This is a genomic window from Streptomyces sp. ISL-87, assembly GCF_018614095.1.
In the GTDB taxonomy this organism is placed as follows: Bacteria; Actinomycetota; Actinomycetes; order Streptomycetales; family Streptomycetaceae; genus Streptomyces.
Map to the genome: position 1 here is coordinate 65,619 of NZ_JAGGOY010000030.1, position 25,111 is coordinate 90,729.

Sequence of the window (25,111 nt, forward strand, 5' to 3'; positions counted from 1 at the left end):
AGGCCGATCATCACTATAGGTTGAGCCTTCTGAATGTGCTCATCTGTCACATCCCTAGCGCAAGTACCTTCCACACCGCGATCGAATCTGACAGCATCGTCCGCTATCCGGTACCTGCGGTCCGGATGGGGGAGGACAAGCACAATGATCGGCTTTGTCGTGCGCCGGTTGCGCGGGCGACTGCCGCTCGCAGCCGCCGTATTGCTCACGGTGCTCATCACCACGACCGCGCTGACCGCGCTGCTCGCATTCACCCGCATGGTGGGAGAAGCCGGGCTCCGCCAGGCGCTGCGCGGTCCGGACCACGCCCGGACCACCGTGGTGGTCGCCGCGGAGCACCCTGCGGGCGCCCGTGCCAAGGACGACGAGGCCGTACGGGCCTTCGCGCCCCGGCTGTTCGGCCGGCTGCCGGTCAGCGTCGAGAGTGTGGCGCGCAGTCGTTCGTACGGGCTGCCCGGCGCGCACGCCCCCGGCAAGGACGCCGATCTCACCCTGCTCGCCGCCTTGGACCGCTCCCGCGTACGCCTCCTCTCGGGCCAGTGGCCGCAGCCCCTCGCGGACAAGTCCGCCCGGATCCAGGTGGCCGTGCCGCAAGCGGTGCTGAACCGGCTCGGACTCGCCGGGAACGCGCTGCCCGCCGAGGTGCGGCTGGACGACCGCTACGGCGGGGCCCCGCTCACGGTGCGGGTGACCGGTGTCTACCGGGCGGCCGAGCCGGACTCCCCGTACTGGCGGCTCGACCCGCTCGGCGGCCGGGAGATCCAGGTCGGCAGCTTCACCACTTACGGCCCGATGCTCGTCGACGACTCCGCGTTCACCGCGGGCGGGATGGCGCAGAACGGCCGCGCGACGCTGCTGACTGCCGACTTCGCCGCCGCGGACATGGCCGACATCGAGGCGGTCCGGCAGGCCGCGGCCGGTCTGAGCGAGGCGGGCCCAGCGGCGGGCCCGGCGGCGGGCCCGGCCGCCGGTGCGAGCGCCGGTGCGACCGCCGCCGGTGCGACAACCGGCGCAGCCGCCGCGCCGCTGAGCGCCGCCGGAATCCAGGCCAGAACCGAACTCCCGGCGCTGTTCACCGAACTGGAGTCGGCCACCGGAGTGGCCAGATCCACCCTGCTCGTCGGGGCGCTCCAGCTCGGCGTGCTGGCTTCGGCCGCCCTACTGCTGGTTGCGCACCTGATGACGGAGCGCAAGGAGGCCGAGCGGGTCCTGCTCACCGCGCGCGGCGCCTCCCGGCGACGGCTGGGGCTGCTCACCGCCACCGAGTCGCTGCTGCTGGCCCTGCCCGCCGCCGTCCTGGCCCCGCTCCTCACTCCGCCCTTGCTGAGCCTGCTCGGCCGGTTCGGCCCGCTGTCCAGGGTGCCGCTGGACACCTCAGGTGGCTGGGTGCTGTGGCCGGTCGCAGCCGGCTGCGCCCTGGCATGCGTCGTGCTGGCCACCCTGCCCGTCGTGCTGCGCGGGGCGGCCGCCGCGGCGCTGCGCCGCAGCGGCAGCCGGCAGGCCCTGGTGGCGGGCGCCGCCCGGTCCGGCGGCGACCTCGCGCTGGTGGTGCTCGCCGTCCTCGCCTACGGGCAACTCGCCCAGCACAGCGGGGACGGGGCCGGCCCGGAAGCCGACGCCGGCGGTCTGGGAATCGACCCGGTGCTCGTCGCGGCGCCGACCCTCGCGCTCTGCGCCGGCACCGTACTCGTGCTGCGACTGCTGCCGTTGGCCGCGCGGCTGGGCGGGCTGATGGCCGCCCGGGGCCGCGGGCTCGGCCCCGCGCTCGTCGGCTGGCAGCTCGCCCGCCGTCCCAAGCGGGCCACCGGACCCGTCCTGCTGCTCGTCCTCGCCGTCTCCAGCGGGGTTCTGGCCCTCGGCCAGCACACCGCCTGGACCGCCTCCCAGCGCGACCAGGCCGATTTCGCCACCGCCGGGGGCCTGCGCATCACCGGCAGCGACCTGTCCGCCATGAGTCAGGGCGGCCGGTACGCGGCCCTGCCCGGCGGCGACCGGGTGATCCCGGTGATCCGCGCCGAGCAGACCCTCCCGGGCGGCCGGACCGGTACCCTGCTCGCGCTGGACGCCGCCGGGGTGGCCGAACGGGTGCCGCTGCGGGCCGACCTGCGGGACGGGCGCCCGATGCGCGAGCTGTTCACCCCGCTGTCGGTGGCCGCCCCGGGCGCCGCCGGATTCGTCCTGCCCGGGCAGCCACAGCGGATCGACCTCGACGTGGCCGTGAAGGCGGACCCCGCGGGGTCCGGCCGCCCCGGCCTGGGCCTGCTGCTGCGCGACCGGTTCGGTCTGACCCACCGGGCGCCGATGGCCCGGCTCCCGGAGAGCGGCGAGGGCACCGTCTCGGTGGATGTCGGCTCGATGGTCGACGCCCCGCTGGGATCCGCGGCCGCGCCGCTGAGCATCGCCGGGCTCGTCCTCTCGTTCACCGCGGAACCCCTCATGTACGACGCGAGGGAAATGGCGAAGGAGGTTGGCGGGGAGCTGATGGTGCGCCGGATCGCCGTGGCCGACTCGCCGGGCGGCAAGGCGGTCCCGGTCGAAACGCCCACTCCCGCCTGGCACCTGACGGCGTCGAAGTCCGAGAGCGGTTCCCGGACCGGGGAACTCCTCCAGAACGGAGGCGAGTTGCTCCGGATGCGCTACCAGGGCGGCTGGCCCTACGCGGTCGGCGGGATCCAGGTGTCGGCGACCCTCGGCGGCGCGCCCGCGACCGAGATCCCCGCAATCGCCACCCGCGCCTACATCGACGCGCTCGGCGCCGCCGTCGGCGACCTGGTCCCCGTCCCGCTCGGCACCGAGTCCATCCCGGTCCGGATCACCGCCGCAGTGGGCTCGCTGCCCGTGGCCGGGGACAGCGCCCTGGCCATCGACGTGAGCACCCTCGGGCGGCTGCTTGCCGCCCGGGGCGGCCAGGGACTCCCGCCGGCCGACGAGTGGTGGCTCCCGGCTGCCTCCGCCGACGACCCGGCCCCGGCCCGGGCCGCCGCGGAACTCCGGGCGGGCGCCGGCGCGCAGCGGGTGCAGTTGCGGGAGGAGGTGGCCGCCGGGCTGCTGGACGACCCGCTGAGCGCCGGACCGCAGGCCGCGCTGGCGGCCCTCGCACTGGCCTGCGCGGTGCTGGCGGCCATCGGCTTCGCGGCCTCCGCCGCGGCCAACACCCAGGAACGGTCGAAGGAGTTCGCGGTGCTGCTGGCATTCGGCGCCCCGCGCCGGGGACTGACGCGAACGGCTGCCGCCGAGAGCGGTGTGCTGGTCGCCCTCGGGACCGGTGTCGGGCTCGCGCTGGGGGCGGCCATCGTGCACCTCGTCGTGCCGCTGGTGGTGCTGACCACGGGCGCACGCCGCCCGGTGCCGGGTGTACGGGTGGATCTACCGGGAGCGGAAACGTTGCTGCTGGCTGCCGCCATCGCCGCGGTACCGCTGCTGTCGGCCCTGTTCGGCGGCCGCCGCAACCGGAACGTCTCGAGCGCGGCCGCCCGGCTGCGGCACGTGGAGGAGATGTGACCAGCCCGGCCACCGAGCCGTCGCCCCAGCGCACCCGCCCCCAGCGCACCCGCCCCGCCCCATGGGTGCGGACCCGGCTGCGCACCGCGCCGCTGACCGCCCTGCTCGCCGCGGCGCTGGCGTTCGTCGCCGTCCTGCTGGCGGCCGGCCTGCCGCGCGCCCTGGACCAGGGCTCCGACAAGGCACTGCGTGCCTTCCTGCACCGCCAGGGCCCCGGCCCCACGAGCCTGTTCGCCACCGCCACACCCCAGTACGGAGCGCAGACCCCGCAGGACCTGGACGACGTACTGTCCACCCTGCGCGCCCGTACCGGGCCGGACTTCGCCCTGGCCGCCGACGGAGCGGTACACGGCACCCGCGCCATGAAACCGCGTGCGCTGGCCACCCCGGGACTGGCCCGCCCCGAGGGCGTGGACCCCGTGCTGAACCTGTTCCACCTGCGCGAGAGCGCCGCCCACACCCGGCTCGTCGACGGGCGCTGGCCCAGCGGCGGCGCCGCCGACGGCCCGATCCCGGTCGCCCTGTCCAAGAACGCCGCCGACACCCTCGGAGCCAAGGTCGGCACGGTCATGGAGGCCGTCCCCAGTATCTCCGGCCCGATCAGCACCGAGGTCGTGGGCGTCTACACGGTCAACGACCCGGCCGAGGGCTTCTGGACCGACCTGCTCTGCCTCACCCGCGCCTGCCCGAAGTACACCGACAGTCGCGAACCCAAGAAGTACTGGCAGGTCTCCGCCCTCGTCGGGCCGGACGGGCTCGGCCGGCTGGCCCCCTGGGGCGAGCGCGCCGAGGACTTCTGGCGGCTCCCGGTTGACACCGGCGCGCTGCGCGCCGACCGACTGCCCGCCGTCCGGGGTGAGGTCGCCGCGTACGTGGCCGGCCCGACCGCCACCGCTCTGGCCGGCGAGACCGGGCGGCGCGATCTGCGGATCACCTCACAGCTGCCGGAGCTGTTCACCAGGGCACGGGCGCGCCAGCAGGCCGCCGCGCCGCTCTCCGCGATCGGCCCCGCCGGGGTCGCCGGGGTGGCCCTCGTGGTGTTCTGCCTCGCCGCCGGGCTCACCGGGGACCGGCGGGAGGCCGAACTGCGGCTGCTACGGGCCCGGGGCGGCTCGCGCCGTGACATCGTCCGCCGTGTCCTGGCCGAATCAGCCGTCACCGTGCTGCCGGCCACCGCGCTCGCGACCTGGCTCGCCGTCCTGCTGCTGCCGACGCCCCGGCTGACCGCCTCCCTGATCACGGGCGCGTCCGTCGGGCTCGTGGCCCTGCTGGCTTTTCCCGTACGGGCCTTCGTGCTGCTGTCACCGCGGCGCGGGCCCGCTCCCCGCCGCCGGCTGGTGGCCGAGCTGCTCGTCCTCGCCGCCACCGCCGCGGCCGTGTTCGAGGTGCGGTCGCGCGGGATCAACCCCGCAGGTGACGATCTGGACCCGCTGTTGGTCGCGGCCCCGCTGCTCATCGCGTTGTCCGGCGGCCTGCTGCTGGCCCGCGTCCAGCCCCTACTCGTAGGGGCCCTGGCCCGCGCCGCAGGACGGCGGTCCGGCCTGATCGGCTTCCTCGGACTGGCCCGCGCCGCCCGGGGTACCGGCGGCCGGGCGCGGCCTTCAGTGCTGCCGCTGATCGCCCTGCTGCTCGCAGTGATCACGGGCGGATTCGGGGCCACCGTGCTGTCGGCGGTGGACACCGCCCGGCTCCAGGTGGCCCGGCTCGGCGCGGGCGGCGACGCCCAGATAGCGCCGCCGGCCGGGGTCCCGGTCTCGGCGGCCCTGGCCAAGGCGGCGGACGCGCTGCCCGGCGTACGGGCCTCCCTCGCCCTGTGGAGGGACACGGACGGCTACGTCTTCGACACCCAGCGCGGCTCCGTCAAGGCCACCGTGGTCGTCGCCGATCCGGTGACGTACGCGGAAATCGCCCGGACCGTGGGGCGCGGGCAATTCGACCCGGCGGTGCTGAGCGGCGGTTCCCCCGAGTCCATACCCGCGCTGTTCAGCAAGGACCTGGTCGCGCAGGCCGACGGCGGTGTCTACCGGGTGCGCTTCGCCGACGGCGAGGAGTTGCGGGCGAAGGCCGCCGGCGTGATCGACGGCACTCCCGCTCTCCCGGACGGGAAGGCCATCGTCGTACTGCCGGCCGGTCCGGCCACCGCCCAGTACCCCAAGTCCGCCCGGCCCACCCACTGGCTGGCGGTGGGCGCGATCGACGACGCCGAGCTGCACGCGCTGGTCCGCGCCAATGCCCCGGCGGAGGCCGCCGACAACTACCTCGTCAAGACCAGCGCGGCGGCGTCCGCCGAGCTTGCCTCTGATCCTTTGCAGCGTTCGGCGGACCGGTTGTTCTGGGCCTCCGTCGCGGGTGCCGCGGGTTTCGCCCTGCTGTCCGTACTGCTCACCCTGGTCCGCGCCGCGCCCGAACGCGCCGCGCTGCTGGCCCGGCTGCGGACCATGGGCCTGCGCCCCCGCCAGGGCATGGCCCTGATCCTGGCCGAGGCCCTGCCCCAGGCGATCGCCGCCGCGGCCGGCGGCGGACTCCTCGCCGCCACCGCGGTCGCCCTCCTCGGCCCCGCCGTGGACCTCACCACACTGGTCGGCTCCCCGGTCCCCACCGGCCTGCACCTCCTCGCCCGGCCATTACTCACCCAGACACTGGGCCTGGCCGCCCTCGTCACAGCAGCCGTATGCGCCGAAGCAGCCATATCCGGCCGACGCCAGATCACCACCGAGCTCAGAGCGGGAGACCAACGGTGACCAGCCCCACACCCACCTACCAAGAACTACAGGCACAGGCGCTGGCCGCCGCCCGGCCCCGCGCCCACACCGCCGGCACCGCCATCACCTGCGACCGTCTCGTGCGGATCTTCAGCACCGACGGCGTCGAGGTCCAGGCCCTCCAAGGCCTCGAACTGACCGTCACCCAAGGCGACCTGGTCGCCCTGGTCGGCGCCTCGGGCAGCGGCAAATCCACCCTCCTCAACATCCTCGCCGGCCTGGACGTCCCCACCGCCGGCACCGCCACCGTCGCCGGCTACGACCTCCTCGAAATGTCGGCGAAAGACCGGCTGCGCTATCGCCGCGAAGCAGTCGGCTTCGTCTGGCAGCAGACCGCCCGCAACCTGATGCCCTTCCTCACCACAGCCCAGAACATCGCCCTCCCCATGCAGTTGAAGGGCGGCGGCCGCAAAGCCACCCGGCACCGGACCACCCAGGTCGAGCGCCTGCTGGAAGCCCTGGAGATCAGCGACCTCGCCCACCGCCGCCCCACCGAACTCTCCGGCGGACAACAACAACGCGTCGCCATCGCCGTCGCCATGGCCAACAACCCCGCCGTCCTCCTCGCCGACGAGCCCACCGGCGAACTCGACTCCGAAACCGGTTCCGCCGTCTTCGAGGCCTTCCGCACCGTCAACCGGGAACTCGGCGCCACCGTCGTCATCGTCACCCACGACCCCCTCGTCGCCGGCGAAGTCCGCCGTACCGTCGCCATCCGCGACGGCCGTACCAGCAGCGAAGTACTGCGCCGCACCGTGACCGACGAACACGGCGAGGAATCCGTCAGCGAACGCGAGTACGTCATGCTCGACCGCACCGGACGCGTCCAGCTCCCGCACAAATTCCTCCAGGCCCTCGGCATGGAACACCGCGTCGCCGTCGACCTCGCCCCCGACCACATCGCCATCCGCCCCGACGACGCCGACGACCCCGACGAGTCCGGCAGCGCACGCTGACGACGCCTTCGACGCCCTGAGCAAGGCGCGCGATGCGGCGGGCCCGCCGCGGGCGGACAGTGGAATTACCAGCCAGCTCGCGGGACCGACTCAAGGAGCAGATCAGGGCCCCGCCCTCTCTGCTCCCTCCCGGAGGCACCCATGTCACGCACAGCCGAGTGGAAGATCCGTCTCTACCTCGTCGAGGAGGACGCCACGACGACAGCCCGCCTGGAACTCGACACCGGCACCACCAAGCTCACCGGCCACGGCCTGGCCCGTTGCGCCCCGGACGACACGGACGTCCCGGAGATCGGCGACGAACTGGCCGTGAGCCGGGCCATGAGCGATCTCGCCGCGCAGATGCAGAAGGCCGCCTACGGGGACATCGAAGCGAGCATGTCGCCTTCACACCCTGAATCCGGCGCACCTCGGGCGGCTTGGCTGGACACGGCGACTTCCTAGCGCCCCGATCCACGGCGCGCCCCGATCCACGGTCGGCCGGTTCTCAATGGACGCTGAGCACCTCGGACGCCGGTCGCCGGGGTGTCGCCCGAGGTTCCGAGCAGGGCGATGTTCGGCCGCCGCTCGAAGGCGGCCGACTCGCGGTCCGGTACGGGACGCCAGGCGCCGAAGTCCCGGACGGGGGCGCTCGTGCCGTACTGGCGGGGCCCGAACGCATCGGCCGGGATGCCCTCCGTCGGGGCTCCCTCGCCGGGCGCGCCGGTACGGGTCCAGCCGGCGGTCTCGGCCCGCAGGGCGGGGTTCGTCGCCTCGCGGTATTCGGAGTCGTGGACGAGGCCGAGGACCTCGTCGATGTGCCAGGCGTCCGGAAGGGCCAGCCGACAGCCTTCGAGAAGAGCCTCGGCGCACAGGCCGTCTTGAACCGCGGCCGGGATCTCCTCGTCGGTGAAGGGGAACCGACTGGTGTGCCGGCGCCGCAACGCGGGGTGGAAAGCGGCGAGGTCCAGCTCCGCGGATCCCAGTTCCCCGAGCCGGATCTCCGCCAGGTACCAGGGATCGTGCGCATCGGGCAGCAGCCGTACGACCGGCTGCCAGCCGGCGTGGACGGCGGCCAGCCTGAGGCTGAACAGGGCTGCCGCGCAGCCCAGATGGAGCGCGCGGTTGTCAGGGTCGGCCTGCGGCATGATGCGCGAGGAGTCCCCGTACAGCTCGATCGTGCCGTCGCCCTCCCGGAAGACGAACTTCCACGGCTGGGCGTTGTGCATGGAGGGTGCGGTGACGGCGTCTTCGACGAGGGAGACGACTGCCGCCGTGTCGACGGGCTGTGCGGACATGGCCTCGTCCTGTCTGCCGAGCGGTCCTGGTCAGAAGGCCGGAGGGGACTCGTCACCGCCCATGTCGAGACGGAAGGGCGGATACTCGTCGGTCATCAGTGCCGAGTACGCGACGACCCGCAGCACCCAGCGGTTCAGCCCCACGATGAGGTCGAACAGGTCGCGCGGGTACTTCTCCGTGAAGGCCAGCGTGACGACCGCGATGAGGGCCAGAATCCCGATGAGACCGCCTCCGGCCCATCCGCCGCGCGGTGCGCCGGTGAAGAAGCAGATGACGAGGTAGTGCGGGATGGCCAGCAGCCACCACTTCACCAGCACCAGCCCGCGCGAGAGGCGCTCGGGGTAGGCGACGTCGAGCCGCGCGGGGTAGTCGGGCTCGGGGCCGAGGCTGAACGGCGGGTACCGGTCGGTGCCGAGGGCGCCGTAGGCGTAGTACGACACGCGCCACGACCAGCGCAGCACTCCCACGTTGAAGTCGAAGAGGGCGCGCGGGTAGCGCTCGGTGAAGAGGATGGCGAAGAAGGCGATCACGCTGACCACGAGGAAGGCGATCCACAGGAAGAACAGCACGATGTAGTGCGGGATCGCGAGGATCCACTTGACCAGCCACAGCCACCGGGACAGCGGGCTGTCCAGTTCCGCGGTCACCTTGACCGGGCGGTATGAAGCGATGCCCATCGTCATGGACCGTCACCGCCCTTCGTTCACGGCGTCGCCGACGTACCCGAGGTACACGAGTGATGTGGTTCTACGGTGTTTCATCGCTTCTCCACCCAGTATGGGTACGACTGGGCGCGAAGGCGCGGCGTACGCCGTGCTGCGCCGTGCTGCGCCATGCACAGGGCCGCCCGGGGGACGGAACGCGCCTTGGCGGGGCCTGTGGGCCCTCGCGGGGCGATCGCGTGCGCGGGATGATGGCGGCAGCCGCTCTGAGGAGTGCCATGCCTTCGCTTCGGAGATTCCCTCTGAAGCCGCCCGCGCTGACCGGCTACCGGCGCGGCTGGCTCCGGGGCGACCTGTTCGCCGGGGTGACCGTCGCCGCGTACCTCGTTCCCCAGACCATGGCCTACGCGGGCGTGGCGGGGCTGCCGCCCGTGACGGGCCTGTGGGCCGCGCTGCCCGCGATGGTGCTGTACGCGCTGTCGGGCTCGTCGCGGCTGCTGTCCGTCGGGCCAGAGTCGACCGCTGCCCTGATGACCGCCGCCGCCGTCGGCCCGCTCGCGGCCGGCGACCCGGCGCGGTACGCCCTTCTGGCGACCGGGCTCGCGGTGACCGTCGGGCTGCTGTGCCTGGTGGCCTGGGCCGTCCGGCTGGGCTTCCTCGCGGACCTGCTGTCGCGGCCCGTACTGGTCGGCTACCTGGCGGGCGTGGCCCTCATCATGATCGTCGACCAGCTGCCCCGCCTCACCCGCGTCCCGACCCAGGAGTCCGGCTTCTTCCGCGAGGCGTGGTCCTTCGTCCGCCACACACCGGACGTCCACTGGCCGACACTGGTACTGGCCCTCGCCGTCCTGGTCTTCCTCTTCGCGGCGCCACGGCTGTCCCGGACCGTCCCCGGCCCACTGATCGCCGTGGTCCTCGCCACGGCGGCGGTGGCCGCGTTCGGCCTGGACGGCCGGTACGGGATCAAGGTGATCGGCGCCGTACCGGCGGGGCTGCCGTCCCCCGCACTCCCGCCCCTCGCGGATCTGCCGCAGCTGCTCCCGGCCGCGCTCGGCGTCCTGCTCGTCGGCTACTCGGACGTCGTGCTCACCGCGCGGGCCTTCGCCGCCCACGACGACCCGCGGCCGCTCGACGCCAACCACGAGCTGTTGGCCCTGGGCGCCGCCAACCTGGGAGCCGGAGTCCTGCACGGCTTCCCGGTGACCAGCAGCGCGAGCCGTACCGCCCTCGCCTCCACGGCGGGCGCCCGCAGCCAGGCGTACTCCCTGGTCGCCGCCCTCGGCGTGCTGACGGTGCTGCTCCTGCTCGCCCCGGTCCTCGCGCACACCCCGGCGGCCGTACTCGGGGCCATCGTGGTCTACGCCGCGGTCCGCCTGATCGACCTCGGTGAATTCCGCCGCCTGGCGCACTTCCGGCGCCGCGAACTCCTCCTGGCACTCGGCTGCACCCTCGGCGTGCTCGCCCTCGGCATCCTCTACGGGGTCCTCGTGGCGGTGGCCCTCTCCGTCGCGGAACTCCTGGCGCGGGTCGCCCGCCCGCACGATGCCGTCGAAGGCCTCGTCCCCGGCATCGCAGGCATGCACGACGTCGACGACTATCCCCGGGCCTGGACCATTCCGGGGCTGCTCGTCTATCGCTACGACTCGCCGCTCTTCTTCGCCAACGCCGAGGACTTCCGCCGCCGCGCCCTGGCCGCCGTCGAGGAACAGCACGAGCCCGTCGAGTGGTTCCTTCTGAACGCCGAGGCCAACGTAGAGGTCGACATCACCGCCCTCGACGCCGTCGAAGCCCTCCGCCGGGAACTCGTCCGACGCGGCATCGTGTTCGCCCTGGCACGCGTCAAACAGGAACTCCGGGAGGACCTCGACGCCTACGGCCTCATCGCCTCCATCGGCGCGGACCGGATCTACCCCACCCTGCCGACGGCCGTGGCCGCCTACCGCGCACGCAAGGCGGCCGGCGGCAGCGATTCTGGTCCGTGAGACCCGGGACCGGGCTCTCGGTCACCCGACGCGCCCGCTGCCCGTGCCCATGGGGCCGGGGCGCGGGTCCACCTGGCGGAGTTCTGCGAGGAGTTCGCTCTGGCCGGCCAGCAGCTCGGTCAGGATGCGGCGAGCCGCACGCAGGAGGTCGGCGACGTCACCCCCGCGAGGGCGTAGCTGACGGTGGATCCCTCGCGGGTGGAGACGACGATGCCCGAGCGGCGCAGCACCGCGAGCTGCTGGGAGAGGTTGGACGGGGGCGACCGCCAGGTCGAGGTCCTTTTCCGCCGCCGAGGCCCCCAGGGCCCATACCGCTGGTGTAGTCCACCAGTGCGGCACCCAGCGCGCCAGGACGCGCCGGACCTGTGTGGGGCCGCTAGGAGTAAGGCGGGCGAGGGAAAACCCGGTGCCGTGGCCGGGCCCCGCCCCTACACTCACTTCTGCGCGCCGACACAAGATCGCGGTGCGTGTTTCGTCGAGTGAGCCGAATGAGGGGAGCCAGGCCGTGTGTTACCGCATCGCTGTCTTCGTTCCCCGGTCGCGGTACGACGTGATCCTGGTGTCCTCGGTTTCCCGGTGACGGCTGCGCGGCCCTCATCGGATGTCCAAGACGACGTAACGAAGACCTGACTGCTTCCGGCTGGTGAGCCGACCCCGCGGTACATCCGGGCACGTCCCGGCCGCGGAGGGTCGCGCCCCGCGCCCTGTGTCGTTTCGTCCGGAAATCGCGCCGCCCTGAATCTCCAGCCCTGAGAAAGGCCTTGGGCCATGCGCACCAACGCACCCACCGCTGTCCGAAACCTCGGCATCCTCGCGCACGTCGACGCCGGCAAGACCACCCTCACCGAACGAGTCCTCTATGCCACCGGCGCCACCTACAAACGGGGCGAGGTCCACGAGGGGACGACCGTCACCGACTTCGACCCACAGGAACGCGACCGCGGGATCACCATCTTCGCGGCGGCCGTCAGCTGTACCTGGGACGGCCACCGGATCAACCTGATCGACACGCCGGGACACGTCGACTTCTCCGACGAGGTGGAACGATCGCTGCGCGTGCTCGACGGAGCCGTCGCCGTCTTCGACGCCGTCGCGGGCGTCGAACCGCAGAGCGAGTCCGTGTGGCGGCAGGCCGATCGCCACGGAGTGCCGCGCATCGCGTTCGTCAACAAGATGGACCGCGTCGGTGCCGACCTGGACGCGGCCGTCGCCTCGTTGCGGGACCGGCTCCATGTCGTTCCGCTGGTCGTCCATCTGCCCATCGGGCAGGAGGGCGGATTCTCCGGTGTGGTCGACCTCGTACGCATGCGCTCGCTCGTCTGGGGCGCGGGCGAGGCCGCCGGGCCGGAGACGTGCGAGACGGGCGCCGTGCCCGACGCCCTGCGCGAGGAGGCGCTGCGGCGTCGACGGCTGCTTGAGGAGCAGGTGGCGGAGCTGCATCCGGCCGCCCTGGAGGAGTACTGCGCCACGTCGGCGCTCTCCACCTCCACGATGGTCACCGCACTGCGCGAGCTGACCTGTGGCGGTGAGGGCGTGGTCGTGCTGTGCGGATCGGCGTACCGCAACCGCGGCGTCGAACCGCTGCTCGACGCCGTCGTGGCCTACCTCCCCTCGCCGGCCGATGTGCCGCCGGTACGCGGGACCAGCGGGATCCGCGGAGCGACGGAGGAGGAACGTATCGCCGACCCGGCGGCGCCCTTCGCCGCGCTGGCCTTCAAGGTGAACGCGACGGCGACCGGACGCCTGACCTGTCTCCGCGTGTACTCGGGAACCATGAGGAAGGGGGACACCGTGCTGGACGCGACGGCCGGCCGGACCGAACGGATCGGACGGATCCTGCGCGTGCAGGCCGACCGCCACGCCGACGTGGAGCAGGCGGTGGCCGGGGACATCGTGGCCGTGGTCGGGCTCAAGTCCGCCCGCGCCGGGGCAACGCTGTGCGCACCGGACGCACCGCTCGTCCTCGAACCGCCCACGGTCGCCGCACCCGTGGTGTCCGTGGCGGTCGAGGCGAGCAGCAGCGCCGACAGCGGCCGGCTGTCCTCGGCGCTGGCGCGGCTGGTCGAGGAGGATCCGTCGCTGGCGGTACGGACGGATCCCGAGACCGGCCAGACGGTGCTGTCGGGCATGGGCGAACTGCATCTGGAGGTCGCGGTGGAGAAGATCCGCCGAAGCCACGGGCTGCACATCGGCGTCGGCCGTCCACGCGTGGCCTACCGGGAAACGGTCGCACGCGGGGTGTCGGGACTGGTGTACCGGCACGTCAAGCAGGACGGCGGCGCCGGCCAGTTCGCCCACGTGGTCCTCGATGTCGAGGCCCTCGAAGGCGACACCGGTGACGCCGGCGGCACCGGCACCGACGGCGGGTTCGTGTTCCGCTCGACCGTCGTCGGCGGCCGGGTGCCGCAGGAGTACGTCCGCGCGGTGGAGGCGGGCTGCCGCGACGCGCTCGTCGAGGGACCCCTCGGCGGCCATCCGGTGACCGGGCTCCGGGTCACCCTGACCGATGGGGCCACCCATCCCAAGGACTCCTCGGAGATGGCGTTCAGGGCAGCGGGCCGGTTCGCGCTGCGCGAGGCCCTGCGCGCCGCCACGATGGAGCTGCTGGAACCGGTGGTCGAAGTCGTGGTCACCGTCCCCGACGAGGCGGTCGGCGGCGTGCTCGGCGACCTGGCGGCACGGCGCGGACGGGTCTCGGGCTCGACCGCGAGGACCGGCACCACGGCGGTCACCGCATCCGTGCCGCTGGCCGAGCTCTTCGGGTACGCGTCCCGGCTGCGCAGCCGAACCCAGGGCCGCGGCACCTTCACCGCCCGCCCCACGGGCTACGCCCCCGTGCCGGCGGCGGTGTCCGCCCAGGTTCTGACCGCGTAGCACCGCGAGCACGGCCCCCGACCGCCACACCGGTCCGGGGCCGTGCCCGGCGGCGAGGGCCGCACCTGTGCAACCCCGCAAGACCCCGTTCCGCACCGGGCTCACCGTCACCCGGAGGCTTCGTCGTAGCAGGGGCCTCACGCCGCCATTACAGGCGGTCCAGCGGTACCGCGGCGTAGGTCTCCCGCAAGGCGCCGATCACCGGGTCGTCCACGCGGAAGGCGACATCGTCCACGGCTGCCACCGGCCGCACACCGATGGACGTGTTCGTCGCGAACGCCGCCCGCATGGAGCGCAGCCGGCCGTCCGTCATCGGGGCGGTGACCTGCCCTTCCCGGCCGGCCCGGAGCAGCCGCATGGTGGTCCCCGGCAGGACGTCGGCCTGCGGCCACACCACGGTCCCGGCCTCGTCGACGAAACCGATGTTCCACGTACAGCCCTCGGAGACGAGCCCGTCCGCCCCGACGAAGAGCACGTCGTCGAAACCGGCGAGCCGCGCCTCGCGCCGCATGCGCAACTGCCCGAAGAGCGAAACGTGCTTGACCGAGGGCGACTCGCGCTCGAAGCGGAGCCGCCGCACGCGCAGCGCAGGCAGCGGGTGGCCGGTGCCCGGCGCGGGCCGGGTCGTCACCAGCACACCGGGCCGCGCCGCACGCTCGGGGGCCGCCAGATTCAGTTCCGGGTCGAAGACGGTGACCCGCACCGTGACCGCCCCGGTGTGCCCCGCGGCCTCCCTGCGTACGCACTCCCGCACCCACTCGGGATCCAGCTCCGCCCCGAACACCGCACGGCAGTCCCCGACCAGCCGGGCGAGGTGCAGGGCCAGCCCCCGTACCCCGCCGTCCTCCACCACCATCGTCGTGAAGTGCCCGTAATTGGTCAGCGCGAGGGCTTGCAGGGCCTCGGGGGAGGCCGCGGAGCCGTTCAGGGTTGCCATACCGGCAGTCTGCACGCCGTGAGCCGGCGATTCGCCCGGGGGTTCCCGTACCGCCGCCTGGTGAGGGATGCCGAGGGGATGGGACGCTCCCTAGCCGCCGATGTCCCGGCTGCGGAAGTCGTCCAGCGTCTCGCGCCGGACGAGCAGGCGGGCCATGCCCTCATGGACCGCTACGACCGGAGGGCGGCCCACCATGTTGTAGCCGGAGGCCATGGACAGCTGGTACGCGCCCGCCACCGGCACCGCGAGCAGGTCGCCGGGGCGGATGTCGCCGGGCAGCTCCACATCGGCCGCGAGGACGTCGCCCGCCTCGCAGTGCCGGCCCACGACGGTGGCCGTACGCGGACCGGCGCTGGACTGCCGGCCGACGAGGCGGGGTGCGTAGCGCACCCCGTACAGGGCGGGGCGGGGGTTGTCGCTCATACCGCCGTCCACGGCGACGAACACCCGGTCGCCGGTGTGTTTCACCGCCAGCACCCGGTAGAGCGCCACACCGGCCGGCCCGACGATGGCCCGGCCGGGCTCCACGACGAGCCGGGGCATGGTCAGTCCGGCCGCCGCGCAGCTCGCCGTGAGCTCGCTACGGAGCTTGCGGGCCAGGGCCGTGAGGTCGAGCGCCGGCTCGCCGGGGCGGTACGCGATGCCGTGGCCGCCGCCCATGTCGATCTCGGGCAGCGTGATGCCGTGGGCGTCGCGGACGCGGGCCATCAGGCCCACCACCCGGCGCAGGGCCGCGACGTACGGTTTGACCTCGGTGATCTGTGAGCCGATGTGGCAGTGCAGGCCCACCAGTTCGAGCTGCGGCTGACCGAGGATCCGGGCGATGGCGTGCTGTGCCGAGCCGTCGGTGAGGGACAGCCCGAACTTCTGGGCGTCCGTACCGGTACGGATCTTCTCGTGGCCGCCGGCCGAGATACCGGGGACCACCCGGACCAGCACCTTCTGGTGGCCGTCCGGGCCCACGGCGGCGGCCAGCCGCGCGATTTCGGACGGGCCGTCGATGACGATGCGGCCGACCCCGAGCCGCAGCGCCGCCTCGATGTCGCGCGGGGACTTCGCGTTGCCGTGCAGGACGATGCGTTCCGGCGGGAACCCCGAGGTGACGGCGAGTTCGAGTTCACCCGCCGAGCACACGTCGAGGCCGAGCTCCTCCTCGTCGACCCAGCGGATCACGGCCCGGGACAGGAACGCCTTGGCGGCGTACAGCACTTCGGCGTCCGGGAAGGCGCCCCGGTACGTCCGGCAGCGGGCCCGCACCTCGCCCTCGTCCAGCAGATACACCGGGGTGCCGAAGCGGTCGGCCGTCTCGGCCAGCGACACCCCGCCGACGGCGAGGCCGCCGTGGGGCAGACGACTGGTGGACGCCGGCCAGACGGACAGGTCGTCCGCGCTCGACACGACCTCGGGCACAGGGGTGATGGTCATGGAACCCCTCCCCTTCAGACGGCCTGGACCGGAAGCCGGCCCGGCTCGGCCGGCACCCGGACGACGGCCGCGGCCGACAGCGTCGGGTCTACGGTGACCAGCCCCGCGCCGAGCGGCTCGCACAGGGCCCGCAGCGCGGACTCGGAGAGCCTGATGTACGCCTGGCCCTCTCCGAGCGTGGCCGCGAGCCGGTCCGCGCTGGTGAAACCGACGGCCGTACGCGTACCCAGCGGAGTACGGAACAGCCGGATCACCGCCTCCGTCCCCCTTCCCGGCCGGACGGGCACGTACAGAGGCCCGGCCGGGACCTGTTCTTCAGGATCCGGATCGTCGGTGTACTGGAACAGACACATGGGGCCCTCCCTGAGGAACCGCGAACGACTGGTGACGCCCCGAGTGCCGAGTGCATGGAGGCGGTCCGGGGCGGCGTACCACCGAAGCTATCCCCGCTTCCGCGCCGTCCGCGCCGGCCCTTTACGGCACTTTGATGGTGACCGGGCGATTCCATACACGTCGCTGACGCAGAACGCGTGTAACAAGGCCGAGCCACACCTCCGGTCAGCGACGACGGGTCAGGGCGTCGACCTCGCGCCTGAGGAACGTCTCACGGCACAAGTCGAAGTGATCGACGCGCCGCAGGTCGAAGACCTGCCGGATGCCCCGCTGCCGGGCCAGCCCCACCACCTCGTTGAAGTGCCGCTCGAAGTGGGTGGAGAAGAGCACTCTCAACGTGCCGGACACCGCCTGCAGTTGTTCGAAGCGCCGGAAGAACAAGTCGTACTGGCCTTCGGGTTCCCAGTACCCCCACAGGTCGCAGGCGTAGCGCTGGACCAGGTGGAGGTCCTTCTCGGTGATCTTGTGCAGGTACTCGCAGATGTTCTGGAACTCGATCGGGGACTGCGGGATATTGACGATGCGCTTGAGCTCGGCGAGCGGTTCCTCCGGGTTCAGTTGTGCCACGCTGCCGGTGATGATCATGGTCGAGTGGTTGATGTTGGGGTCGAGCAGGAGCGCGGAGGACACCCGCGGCTTGCGGTCCGGATGGTCGGCCCACAGCTCGGCGAGCTGGAAGAGCATGTCGGCTCCGACCGAGAACCCCACGAGAGTGAGTTTCTTGTTCGGGTACTGCCGGCACAGGTTGTTGATGGCACCGTTGATCAGGTCGGTATGGGTGGCGAGCCCGATGGCGCGGTAGCGGCCGTCCCGGGCCTCGTCGGCGTTGTGGCCGAACGCGGTGATGGCCACGGTGTGCTGGGGGGCCACGTTCATGAAGGACCGGAAGTCGCCGGCGTCGAGACCGAGGCCGTGGAGCAGGACGACCAGGTGCGAAGAGGACGTGCGGCGTTCGATGTAGCGCAGTTCGCGGCCGATGACGGCGTGGTCGGACGGGAGATCGCCGTCGAAGTCGTCGGCGTGGATGTCGAAGGAGCTCGCCACGATCTCCCGGTGGAGTTCCCGGCGGCGCTCCAGCCTTCCCCGGGCCCACCACGCGGCGGAGAACACCGCTGCGGCGGCCAGGACGACGAGCGTGCCGCCGGCCACCACATGGGACCACGTCCAGCCGATCATGTCGCGGGCCTCGTCGCTGTAGATGCCGATGAGGAGGCTGCCCAGACCGCCGGCGCCGGCGATCACGGCCCGGCGCCGGGAGACGAGGGCCGCGAGCTCCTCGGTGTCGAAGGGCATCACGAACTCCGGTCCACGCCGGTCAGTTCGGCGAATCCGGGGCCGGTCGTCACCCGTCCGACGAAGTGGGCGTCGGACACGTCGGCGACGTGGAGCGGGCTCCGCCCGCCGGTCAGATAGCCGCGGACCTGTGCTCCCATGCGGCGCAGTTCGTGGCCGGGCTCCATGCTGAGGAACAGTCCGGGCCGGCCCAGGCTGCTCGTGATGGCTGCGATGACTTTCTCCCTGGTCGGCTCGTCGTACTGGTACAGCACGAAGTTGCAAGTGACCACGTTGATCCGGTGGGTGCGGAGGAAATCGGTGAGGGCGGGCAGGTCGAGGATGTCGAGTGCCGAGATGCCGATACCGCCGGCGGCGGATTCCGTCTGCTCCAGGGACCAGACCACTTCCGAGAAGCGCTCGGTGTAGTACGCCGAGGGACCGTGGCAGGAGCGCACCCAGTCCAGGGTCGGCAGCGGTGGGGCGTCGACGCCGTAGCGTGCCGTCAGCGGGATGGGCCGGAAGCGCGGCGCCTGCGGGTCCCACTCCAGGCCGGGAGCGAAGCGTTCGAACACGGCGCGGTTGTTCAGCTGCCGGGGCAGCAGTCCGATGCCGGTCCCCATGTCGAGCAGGCGTACCTCGTTGATGCGGTGGTGCTCGGCGTAAGCGCCCAGGACGAGCTGGGGCACCAGAAAACGGCGGGCACCGGTATAGGAGTTGGACTGTTCGGTGACGACGGAGGTGATCTCGTCGTGGTGCCGGCGCAAGGCCTCCGCCAGCAGGTTCGCGCGCTCCGCGGCCGGCAGTTCGGGCTCGAAGACCGCGGCGGCCCGGGGATTGTTCACGGCCACGACGCGCAGGGCGATGCCCAGTAACGTGATCAGGTGAGAATCGCTCATCAGTGGTCGGGAGCGCCATACGGCGGCCAGCAGTTGATCCACGGAAGGGTCGGGACCGGCCTCGGCCAGCAGTGCCATTGACTCGTGGACCACGGACCAGCCGTGGTTGCCCTGTTGGTGCAGTTGCATGTCGGTCAGCGTGCGCAGAAGCAGGTCTTTGCGGTCGGACATCATCGGTGTGCCCCTCTCGTTCGACTGATTCGACCTGTTCGTCAGCTCTGGTGGAACGGAAGGCCGGGCGACGGTCACCGAGGTGGGACAGTCCGCTGGTAGGACCGGAATCGACGATATTTTTCTCCGCCAATACGGCAGCCGGGCGACTATCATCTGATGAGGCCTGAGGATTCGCAATGGTGTCCAGTGCGCCGCCGAGTCCCTTCCCCGCGCTGGATCCTAGTGAGCATATGCATTCCGGCACATGTCACGCAGTGTTGGTCTAGAGTCACTGGCGCACCTGCCGCACACATCTGCCAGAGGAAGGTCTCGATGGCCTCTACGTTGGTATCCGGTCATGTGATCGATGAGCGAACATCGACCGGCCTGAGGTATCTCGAACGCAAGGCCAACTCGGACACTCTGACGGTCTTCTTCCACGGCCTCGGACTCGACGCCACGGACTACCTCGGCTATCTCCGCAGGCACGACAGCCACAGCATCGCGCTGAACCTGCGCGGCTATGAGCCGGACGGGGCGGACGGGCTCCCGCCGGTCAGGCTCGCCGCGCACATCCGGATGGCCGCCGCCTTCGTCGAGGAGGTGAGCCGGGAGAACGCGGACAAGAAGGTCCTCCTGGTCGGGTTCTCGCTCGGCGCCGACCTCATCCTGCAACTCGCCGAGCACTGGCAGAGCCGGGGGCTGGCAGCGCCTCCGATCCACGCGGCAGTGCTCCTCGACCCCAACGTCAACCAATCGACGATGACCATCTCGCGGCTCTTCGCGGAAGCCGATCCCCATGATCCGGTACCGGCCTTCAAGCGGCTGGTCAATCTCGCCCCGGACAAGGACGGATTCCGATCACTCTGCCACTACCTGGCGAAAGTCGCACCCAAGGATTTCGGACAGCTATCGCAATTGTCCCGGGACATGATCACCTATTGGGGCCCGACGGGATATGACCAGTTCGGAACTCGCCTGCACAATGTGACCCAAGTGGCCGATCATGTAAGACTCGTCCTGTCCGCCGCATATCGGGAGCACCTTCCGGCCATGGACGCGGCGGTACGGCGGTGTGGCGACGGTGACAGGATTTCCGTCGAACTCACCCAGCTCGATCACTTCGATTTGATCGGTGAGGAGACACTCGCGCGCGAATTGGCGCCGTTCACCGGATGAGGTGCGTCAGTTCGCGCCCCAGCCGCCGTCCAGGGGGATGGACGTTCCGGTGATGTAGCCGGTGTGGGGCCCGCACAGCCACAGGGCCGCCGCCGCGACCTCCTCGGGCTCGATCAGCCGTTTGATGGCGGACCGGGTCAGGAGCACGTCGGAGAGGACATCGCCGGGGCTGATGCCGTGCGCGGCGGCCTGGTCCGTGATCTGGTCCTCGACCAAGGGCGTACGCACATAGCCGGGGCTGATGCAGTTGCTGGTCACGCCGTACGGGGCGCTCTCGATCGCGGTGACCTTGCTCAGCCCCTCCAGGCCGTGCTTGGCCGCGACGTAGGCGGACTTGTAGGCGCTGGCCCGCAGCCCGTGAACGCTGGAGATGTTGACGACGCGGCCCCACCCGCCGGCGTACATGTGCGGCAGCGTGCGGCGCAGCAGCAGGAACGGCGCGGTGACCATCACCTGCTGGATCAGGGCGAAGCGCTCGGGCGGGAACTCCGTGATGGGGCAGACGTGCTGGAGGCCGGCGCTGTTGACCAGGATGTCCACGGCGGCGGGCAGCGCCGCGACGGCCGCCGGGTCGGACAGGTCCGCGGTGTGTGCCTGCCCGCCCACGGCGTCGGCCACGGACTCGGCCGACTCCCCGTCCCTGTCCACCACGTGCACGGTGGCTCCGGCCGCGGCCAGGGCCACCGCGCAGGCCCGGCCGATGCCGCTGCCTCCGCCGGTGACCAGCGCGACGCGCCCCCGCAGATCCACACCGTCGGGGCCGGCCGGAGAGTTCGGGCGCAAGGCAGGGGATTCGCTCGTCATGGCGAAACAGTAGGCACCCCCGAGGACATCGCCCATGGCGCGCGACGCCACACTCACGGAGCCCGCCATGGCGCACCCGCACACACCCTCCGGCCGGGCCTGTCACCTCTGGGCCGCGGCAAGCCCCAGCCGTGCCGTACAGGCGACGATCAGTACGTTGGCCTGCGGGTAGGCGGTGCACAAGTCGTGCGCCCGGTTGACGGCCGCGCGCGGCGTTCAGGATCGCCTCCTCACTGGCGGCGCAGTGAACGGAGCCGTCCTTGGCCAGAGTCGGCGGCTCGTAGGGTCGGTCGGGATCGGCGAGCCAGTTACCGAGAGTGGCGATGTGATAGAGCATGCGGCAGTTATAGCGGCCTGGCGATCAAGCTCCCGCCGCCCCGGCCGCCTCCGCCCCGGGGTTGTCGGCGCCGCCGTCGCCGTGCCACGAGCGCCACAGGGCGGCGTAGGTCCCGCCCGCGGCGACGAGTTCCTCGTGGCTGCCGAGTTCCGTCAGCCGTCCCCCGTCCATCACCGCCACCCGGTCGGCGTCGTGGGCGGTGTGCAGACGGTGCGCGATGGCGATGACCGTGCGCCCTTTCAGGACGGCGGCGAGCGCGCGCTCCGTACGCCGGGCCGTCCGCGGATCGAGCAGGGCCGTGGCCTCGTCCAGGATGAGCGTGTGGGGGTCCGCCAGCACCACGCGCGCCAGGCTGAGCTGCTGCGCCTGCGATCCGTCCAGCTGATGCCCCCGCGCACCCAATTCGGCGTCCAGCCCCCGCGGCAGCCGCTCCGCCCAGTCGGCGCCGACGGCCGTCAGCGCCCGCGTGAGCTCGGCATCGGTCGCGTCGGGTGCGGCGAGCAGCAGGTTGTCCCGTAGCGTGCCGAAGAAGACATGGTGCTCCTGGGTGACCAGGACGACCTGGCGGCGCAGGGTCTGCGGCGGCAGATCGGAGACGGGGACGCCGCCCACCGACACCGTGCCGGCACTCGGAGTGTCGATTCCCGCGAGCAGTCTGCTCAAGGTGGACTTGCCCGCACCGGACCGGCCCACCACGGCGAGGCGTTCACCCGGTCGTACGGTGAGATCGACACCGCGGACCACATCGCTCTTCCCGTCGTACGAGTAGTGGACGCCGCTCAGCTCGATCCGATCGCCGCCCGGCCGGGCGCTCGGCCCGGCGGCGGGCGCGGCGCCGGCCCCGCTGTCGAGTGCCACGCCCAGCCCTTCGACGCGGGCGAAGGAAGCGCCGCTGCTCTGCAGCTGCTCCACCCACTGCAAGATCATGTCCAGCGGCTCCGCCAGCTGCCGCAGGTACAGGACCGCGGCGACCACCGCGCCGAGCGTGACCATGCCGCGTTCCAGCAGCAGAGCGCCGACCAGCAGAGCGCCGACCACGGGAAGGACATGGGAGGTGTCGACGGAGGGGAAGAGCACACTGCGCAGCGAGAGGGTGCGCATGCGGGTGCGATGGCTGTGCTCGATCCTCTTCAGCGACGCGGCGATGTGACGCTCCTCAAGCCCGAACGCCTCGATCGTGCGCGCACCGGAAGCGGTCACGGACAGCTGCTCGGCCAGAGCCGAGTTGCCCGCCCCCTCCGCCAGATACGCGGCATGCGCCCGGCGCAGGTACCAGCGCGTCGCGAACCAGATGCCGACGAGTCCGGCGAGGCCGCACACACCGAGCAGCGGATCGAGGAGGAACACGGCGGCAAGGATCAGCGGTGCCTGGATCCCGGCGATGAACAGATCGGGTCCCGCGTCCCGCACAGCGGTTCCCACCGCACCGACATCGCTGGTCCCGCGCACCGTCAGGTCGCCCGTGCCCGCCCGCTCGACCACCGACACCGGCAGGGCGAGGGCACGGTCGACGAACCGCTCGCGCACCCGGGCCAGGGTCCGCTCGCCGAAGCGGTACCCGACCAGCCGGGCCCAGCGGGCCAGCAGGAGCTGCGCCACCGCGGATATGAGGACACCGACCGCCAGCCGGTCGACGGTGCTCACCGTCGCCCCGGCCTGGACCTCGTTGACGATTCGACCGAGCAGCCAGGGCCCCGCGAGTCCGGCGGCCACGGCCAGCGTGTTCAGGGCGAGCATCGCCGCGAAGGCGTAGCGGTCCTGCCGTATGAGGCCGCAGGCCGCGCTCACGAGCCGCGCTCGCGCCGCGACGGGCAACGCATGTCCGTCGGCGCTCCGGCTACGGCCGCTCATCGGGCACTCTCCTCGGTCCGGAGCTCGTGGCGGCGGGCCCCCTGGCCCGGTACGGCGACGCTCTCCTCGTCCGCTTCACGGGACACCAGCCGGCGGTACCCGGGCTCGGCGGCCAGGAGCGCGCGGTGCGTCCCGGTGGCGGCGACCCGGCCGTCGACGAGATAGCAGACGGTGTCCGCCCCGTCGAGCACCAGCGGCGAGGTGGTGGTGACGACCGTCGTCAGACCGGCCCGATGCGTGCGCAGCCCGGAGGTGACGGCGGCTTCGGTGTGCGCGTCGACAGCGGAGGTGGGTTCGACGGCCAGCAGGATCTCGGGTGCGGCGAGCAGCGCCCGGGCCAGCCGGACGCGCTGGCGCTGGCCGCCGGACAGGTTGCGCCCCTGTGAGGTGACGGCGGAGTCGAGCCCGTCTGGCAGACCGAGGACGATGTCACGGGCCATCGCCGCGTCGACGGCGCGCTCCACGGCGCCGGCCGGGCGGTCCGTACGGCCGCTGACCAGCTCGCGCAGCGAGCCGGCGAACAGCGCGGCCGCGTTGTCGGCCACCAGGATCCGTTCGCGTACCTGGGTCAGGGCGATGTCACGCAGCGGAACTCCGCCCCACGTGCTCTGCGAGTCGACGAAGCGGCCGAGGCGTTCCACCACGGTCGCCGACTCCCCGGGCCGGGCGGACGCCAGCGCCGTGAACCGGCCGGGTGCCACCTCGACACCGGAGACGGGATCGTGCAGTACGGACGCCCCGTCCGGTGCGTCCAGCCCTGCCGCGGGATCGTCGGAGCTCGGCTGGAGAGCGAGGAACCGGATGAGCCTGCGGGCGGCGACCTGGCCGCGGCTGAGGTCGTATCCGCCCTCGATGAAGGACGACACGGGGACGACCAGCACCGCGGTGTAGCCGTAGACGGACACCAGCTGGCCCGTGGTGATGGAGCCTTCCGCCGCCATGCGGGCTGCCAGCCAGGTCACGGCGGCGAGGAAGACCGTAGGCAGCCCGACGGCGAGTGCCTGGATCCAGCTGGTGACCGTGCCGACCCGGTATCCCTCGGCCTGGACCGCCCGTGAATGACCGCGGTACCGCTCGGCGTAGGCCTCCTTGCCGCCGAGACCGCCCAGCACGCGCAGCCCCTCGACCAGGTCGACCAGGCGGGTGGTGAGGAGGCCCTGCTGGTCCCGGTACGCGGTCTCGGCGCCCTGCAGACGTCCCATCAGCGGGCCGACCAGCACCGCGAGTACCGGTACGCCCAGCAGGACCACGACGGCGAGGAGCGGCGAGACGGACAGCAGCAGGGCCGCCACCACGAGGTACGCGAGGGCGGCCCCCACGCCCGGTCCGGTGATGGTCAGCACGCTGGCGATCTGCGCCACATCGCCGAAGCCGATGGCGAGGACCTCGCTGGACGACATCCGTCGTGGGAGGACGGCACCGAGCCGGGTCGCGTGCTCGGTCACGACACGCACCGAGCGGAACGCGGCGTCCATCCGGACCTTCGTCATGACGCGGTGCCGCATGATGGCCAGCCAGGCGTTCAGCACACCGACACCGAGCAGCGCGGCCGTCCAGCCCAGCAGCACCGAGGACCGGCCGGGCGTCAGACCGTCGTCGATGGCCCGTGACAGCAGGTACGGAGGCAGCATCAGGGCCACCATCCACCCGCTGCCCAGCAGCGAACCGGCGAGCACCCGGCGGCGCTGGCAGGTGATCAGCCACCAGATGTATCTCAGAGGGCCGGTTGTGTCCGGTCTCCCGGGGTGGAGCGAGGGATCGGCCATCGGGTGGACGCGCCCGCGCCCGGCCGTGCGCACGCTGGACTCGGTCATCGCTGGTGGTCCCCTCCCTCGCGCCGTGGTCC

17 protein-coding genes and 1 pseudogene are annotated in these 25,111 nt (G+C 72.2%); 7 read left to right on the forward strand and 11 right to left on the reverse strand.

Annotation, left to right across the window (positions count from 1 at the left end; translation table 11 throughout):
* The first annotated feature begins 144 nt into the window (after nucleotides 1-144).
* From J7I97_RS11500 to J7I97_RS11515, 4 genes are all read left to right on the forward strand, one after another.
* The gene (locus tag J7I97_RS11500) at nucleotides 145-3,501 is read left to right on the forward strand and encodes an FtsX-like permease family protein (protein ID WP_214933481.1); all 3,357 of its coding nucleotides are present in this window, start codon (nucleotides 145-147) and stop codon (nucleotides 3,499-3,501) included.
* Nucleotides 3,498-6,242, forward strand: a complete 2,745-nt coding sequence (locus tag J7I97_RS11505) for a hypothetical protein (RefSeq protein ID WP_214933483.1) — start codon at nucleotides 3,498-3,500, stop codon at nucleotides 6,240-6,242. Before J7I97_RS11500 ends, J7I97_RS11505 begins: the two co-directional genes overlap by 4 nt.
* Nucleotides 6,239-7,219 (forward strand): ABC transporter ATP-binding protein, encoded by a 981-nt coding sequence (locus tag J7I97_RS11510; RefSeq protein WP_308365101.1) that lies wholly within the window; start codon nucleotides 6,239-6,241, stop codon nucleotides 7,217-7,219. The genes J7I97_RS11505 and J7I97_RS11510 overlap by 4 nt, the downstream gene beginning before the upstream one ends.
* A 141-nt stretch (nucleotides 7,220-7,360) precedes the next feature.
* The gene (locus tag J7I97_RS11515; RefSeq protein ID WP_214933486.1) at nucleotides 7,361-7,663 is read left to right on the forward strand and encodes a DUF1876 domain-containing protein; all 303 of its coding nucleotides are present in this window, start codon (nucleotides 7,361-7,363) and stop codon (nucleotides 7,661-7,663) included.
* Here the strand turns inward: J7I97_RS11515 and J7I97_RS11520 are convergent.
* Together J7I97_RS11520 and J7I97_RS11525 are read right to left on the reverse strand one after the other, a co-directional pair.
* Nucleotides 7,660-8,496 carry a nitroreductase family protein gene (locus J7I97_RS11520; protein WP_214933488.1) on the reverse strand — a complete coding sequence of 279 codons (837 nt, stop codon included), beginning with the start codon at nucleotides 8,494-8,496 and terminating at the stop codon, nucleotides 7,660-7,662. The genes J7I97_RS11515 and J7I97_RS11520 overlap by 4 nt on opposite strands.
* A 30-nt stretch (nucleotides 8,497-8,526) precedes the next feature.
* Entirely contained in the window at nucleotides 8,527-9,174 is a 648-nt protein-coding gene (locus J7I97_RS11525; RefSeq protein WP_214933491.1) for a DUF4389 domain-containing protein, read from the reverse strand.
* 263 nt (nucleotides 9,175-9,437) lie between these two features.
* Here J7I97_RS11525 and J7I97_RS11530 point away from each other — a divergent pair, with 263 nt between their 5' ends.
* A complete protein-coding gene (locus tag J7I97_RS11530; RefSeq protein WP_214933493.1) occupies nucleotides 9,438-11,141 on the forward strand; it encodes a SulP family inorganic anion transporter in 1,704 nt (567 codons plus the stop codon).
* 21 nt (nucleotides 11,142-11,162) lie between these two features.
* Here J7I97_RS11530 and J7I97_RS11535 read toward each other — a convergent pair.
* Nucleotides 11,163-11,398, reverse strand: a pseudogene (locus J7I97_RS11535) (ArsR/SmtB family transcription factor); the annotation flags it as partial.
* Between the two features lie 511 nt (nucleotides 11,399-11,909).
* Between J7I97_RS11535 and fusA the strand changes: the two are divergent.
* On the forward strand, nucleotides 11,910-14,015 hold the full coding sequence (gene fusA, locus J7I97_RS11540; protein WP_214933495.1) for an elongation factor G: 2,106 nt from the start codon (nucleotides 11,910-11,912) through the stop codon (nucleotides 14,013-14,015).
* 148 nt (nucleotides 14,016-14,163) lie between these two features.
* On the opposite strand, the gene J7I97_RS11545 is transcribed toward fusA, so the two are convergent.
* The 5 genes from J7I97_RS11545 to J7I97_RS11565 form a co-directional block, all read right to left on the reverse strand.
* Nucleotides 14,164-14,952: an aminotransferase class IV gene (locus J7I97_RS11545; protein ID WP_214933496.1), complete on the reverse strand. Its 789-nt coding sequence runs from the start codon at nucleotides 14,950-14,952 to the stop codon at nucleotides 14,164-14,166.
* Nucleotides 14,953-15,042: 90 nt separating this feature from the next.
* Nucleotides 15,043-16,377, reverse strand: coding sequence for a diaminopimelate decarboxylase (gene lysA / locus J7I97_RS11550; RefSeq protein ID WP_214933498.1), 1,335 nt, complete (start codon nucleotides 16,375-16,377; stop codon nucleotides 15,043-15,045).
* Nucleotides 16,378-16,391: 14 nt separating this feature from the next.
* The gene (locus J7I97_RS11555) at nucleotides 16,392-16,730 is read right to left on the reverse strand and encodes an SAV_915 family protein (RefSeq protein ID WP_214933500.1); all 339 of its coding nucleotides are present in this window, start codon (nucleotides 16,728-16,730) and stop codon (nucleotides 16,392-16,394) included.
* Nucleotides 16,731-16,935: 205 nt separating this feature from the next.
* Nucleotides 16,936-18,063, reverse strand: coding sequence for a hypothetical protein (locus J7I97_RS11560; RefSeq protein ID WP_214933501.1), 1,128 nt, complete (start codon nucleotides 18,061-18,063; stop codon nucleotides 16,936-16,938).
* Nucleotides 18,063-19,070 (reverse strand): hypothetical protein, encoded by a 1,008-nt coding sequence (locus J7I97_RS11565; RefSeq protein WP_214933503.1) that lies wholly within the window; start codon nucleotides 19,068-19,070, stop codon nucleotides 18,063-18,065. The genes J7I97_RS11560 and J7I97_RS11565 overlap by 1 nt, the downstream gene beginning before the upstream one ends.
* 357 nt (nucleotides 19,071-19,427) lie before the next feature.
* Between J7I97_RS11565 and J7I97_RS11570 the strand changes: the two genes are divergently transcribed.
* Nucleotides 19,428-20,273 (forward strand): alpha/beta fold hydrolase, encoded by an 846-nt coding sequence (locus tag J7I97_RS11570; protein ID WP_214933505.1) that lies wholly within the window; start codon nucleotides 19,428-19,430, stop codon nucleotides 20,271-20,273.
* Nucleotides 20,274-20,279: 6 nt separating this feature from the next.
* On the opposite strand, the gene J7I97_RS11575 is transcribed toward J7I97_RS11570, so the two are convergent.
* From J7I97_RS11575 to J7I97_RS11585, 3 genes are all read right to left on the reverse strand, one after another.
* Entirely contained in the window at nucleotides 20,280-21,077 is a 798-nt protein-coding gene (locus tag J7I97_RS11575; protein ID WP_214933507.1) for a 3-hydroxybutyrate dehydrogenase, read from the reverse strand.
* Nucleotides 21,078-21,438: 361 nt separating this feature from the next.
* Nucleotides 21,439-23,265, reverse strand: a complete 1,827-nt coding sequence (locus J7I97_RS11580) for an ABC transporter ATP-binding protein (RefSeq protein WP_214933509.1) — start codon at nucleotides 23,263-23,265, stop codon at nucleotides 21,439-21,441.
* Nucleotides 23,262-25,031, reverse strand: coding sequence for an ABC transporter ATP-binding protein (locus J7I97_RS11585; RefSeq protein WP_214933606.1), 1,770 nt, complete (start codon nucleotides 25,029-25,031; stop codon nucleotides 23,262-23,264). Before J7I97_RS11585 ends, J7I97_RS11580 begins: the two co-directional genes overlap by 4 nt.
* Between the last annotated feature and the right edge of the window lie 80 nt (nucleotides 25,032-25,111).

What these genes read in the sequence shown, in the direction of transcription:
- J7I97_RS11565 (WP_214933503.1), bottom strand. Translation starts at nt 19,070, where the DNA reads ATGCAACTGCACCAACAGGGCAACCACGGCTGGTCCGTGGTCCACGAG.
- J7I97_RS11525 (WP_214933491.1), bottom strand. Translation starts at nt 9,174, where the DNA reads ATGGGCATCGCTTCATACCGCCCGGTCAAGGTGACCGCGGAACTGGAC.
- J7I97_RS11580 (WP_214933509.1), bottom strand. Translation starts at nt 23,265, where the DNA reads ATGAGCGGCCGTAGCCGGAGCGCCGACGGACATGCGTTGCCCGTCGCG.
- J7I97_RS11585 (WP_214933606.1), bottom strand. Translation starts at nt 25,031, where the DNA reads ATGGCCGATCCCTCGCTCCACCCCGGGAGACCGGACACAACCGGCCCT.
- J7I97_RS11530 (WP_214933493.1), top strand. Translation starts at nt 9,438, where the DNA reads ATGCCTTCGCTTCGGAGATTCCCTCTGAAGCCGCCCGCGCTGACCGGC.
- J7I97_RS11570 (WP_214933505.1), top strand. Translation starts at nt 19,428, where the DNA reads ATGGCCTCTACGTTGGTATCCGGTCATGTGATCGATGAGCGAACATCG.
- J7I97_RS11575 (WP_214933507.1), bottom strand. Translation starts at nt 21,077, where the DNA reads ATGACGAGCGAATCCCCTGCCTTGCGCCCGAACTCTCCGGCCGGCCCC.
- J7I97_RS11555 (WP_214933500.1), bottom strand. Translation starts at nt 16,730, where the DNA reads ATGTGTCTGTTCCAGTACACCGACGATCCGGATCCTGAAGAACAGGTC.
- J7I97_RS11500 (WP_214933481.1), top strand. Translation starts at nt 145, where the DNA reads ATGATCGGCTTTGTCGTGCGCCGGTTGCGCGGGCGACTGCCGCTCGCA.
- fusA (WP_214933495.1), top strand. Translation starts at nt 11,910, where the DNA reads ATGCGCACCAACGCACCCACCGCTGTCCGAAACCTCGGCATCCTCGCG.
- J7I97_RS11560 (WP_214933501.1), bottom strand. Translation starts at nt 18,063, where the DNA reads ATGCCCTTCGACACCGAGGAGCTCGCGGCCCTCGTCTCCCGGCGCCGG.
- lysA (WP_214933498.1), bottom strand. Translation starts at nt 16,377, where the DNA reads ATGACCATCACCCCTGTGCCCGAGGTCGTGTCGAGCGCGGACGACCTG.
- J7I97_RS11545 (WP_214933496.1), bottom strand. Translation starts at nt 14,952, where the DNA reads ATGGCAACCCTGAACGGCTCCGCGGCCTCCCCCGAGGCCCTGCAAGCC.
- J7I97_RS11515 (WP_214933486.1), top strand. Translation starts at nt 7,361, where the DNA reads ATGTCACGCACAGCCGAGTGGAAGATCCGTCTCTACCTCGTCGAGGAG.
- J7I97_RS11520 (WP_214933488.1), bottom strand. Translation starts at nt 8,496, where the DNA reads ATGTCCGCACAGCCCGTCGACACGGCGGCAGTCGTCTCCCTCGTCGAA.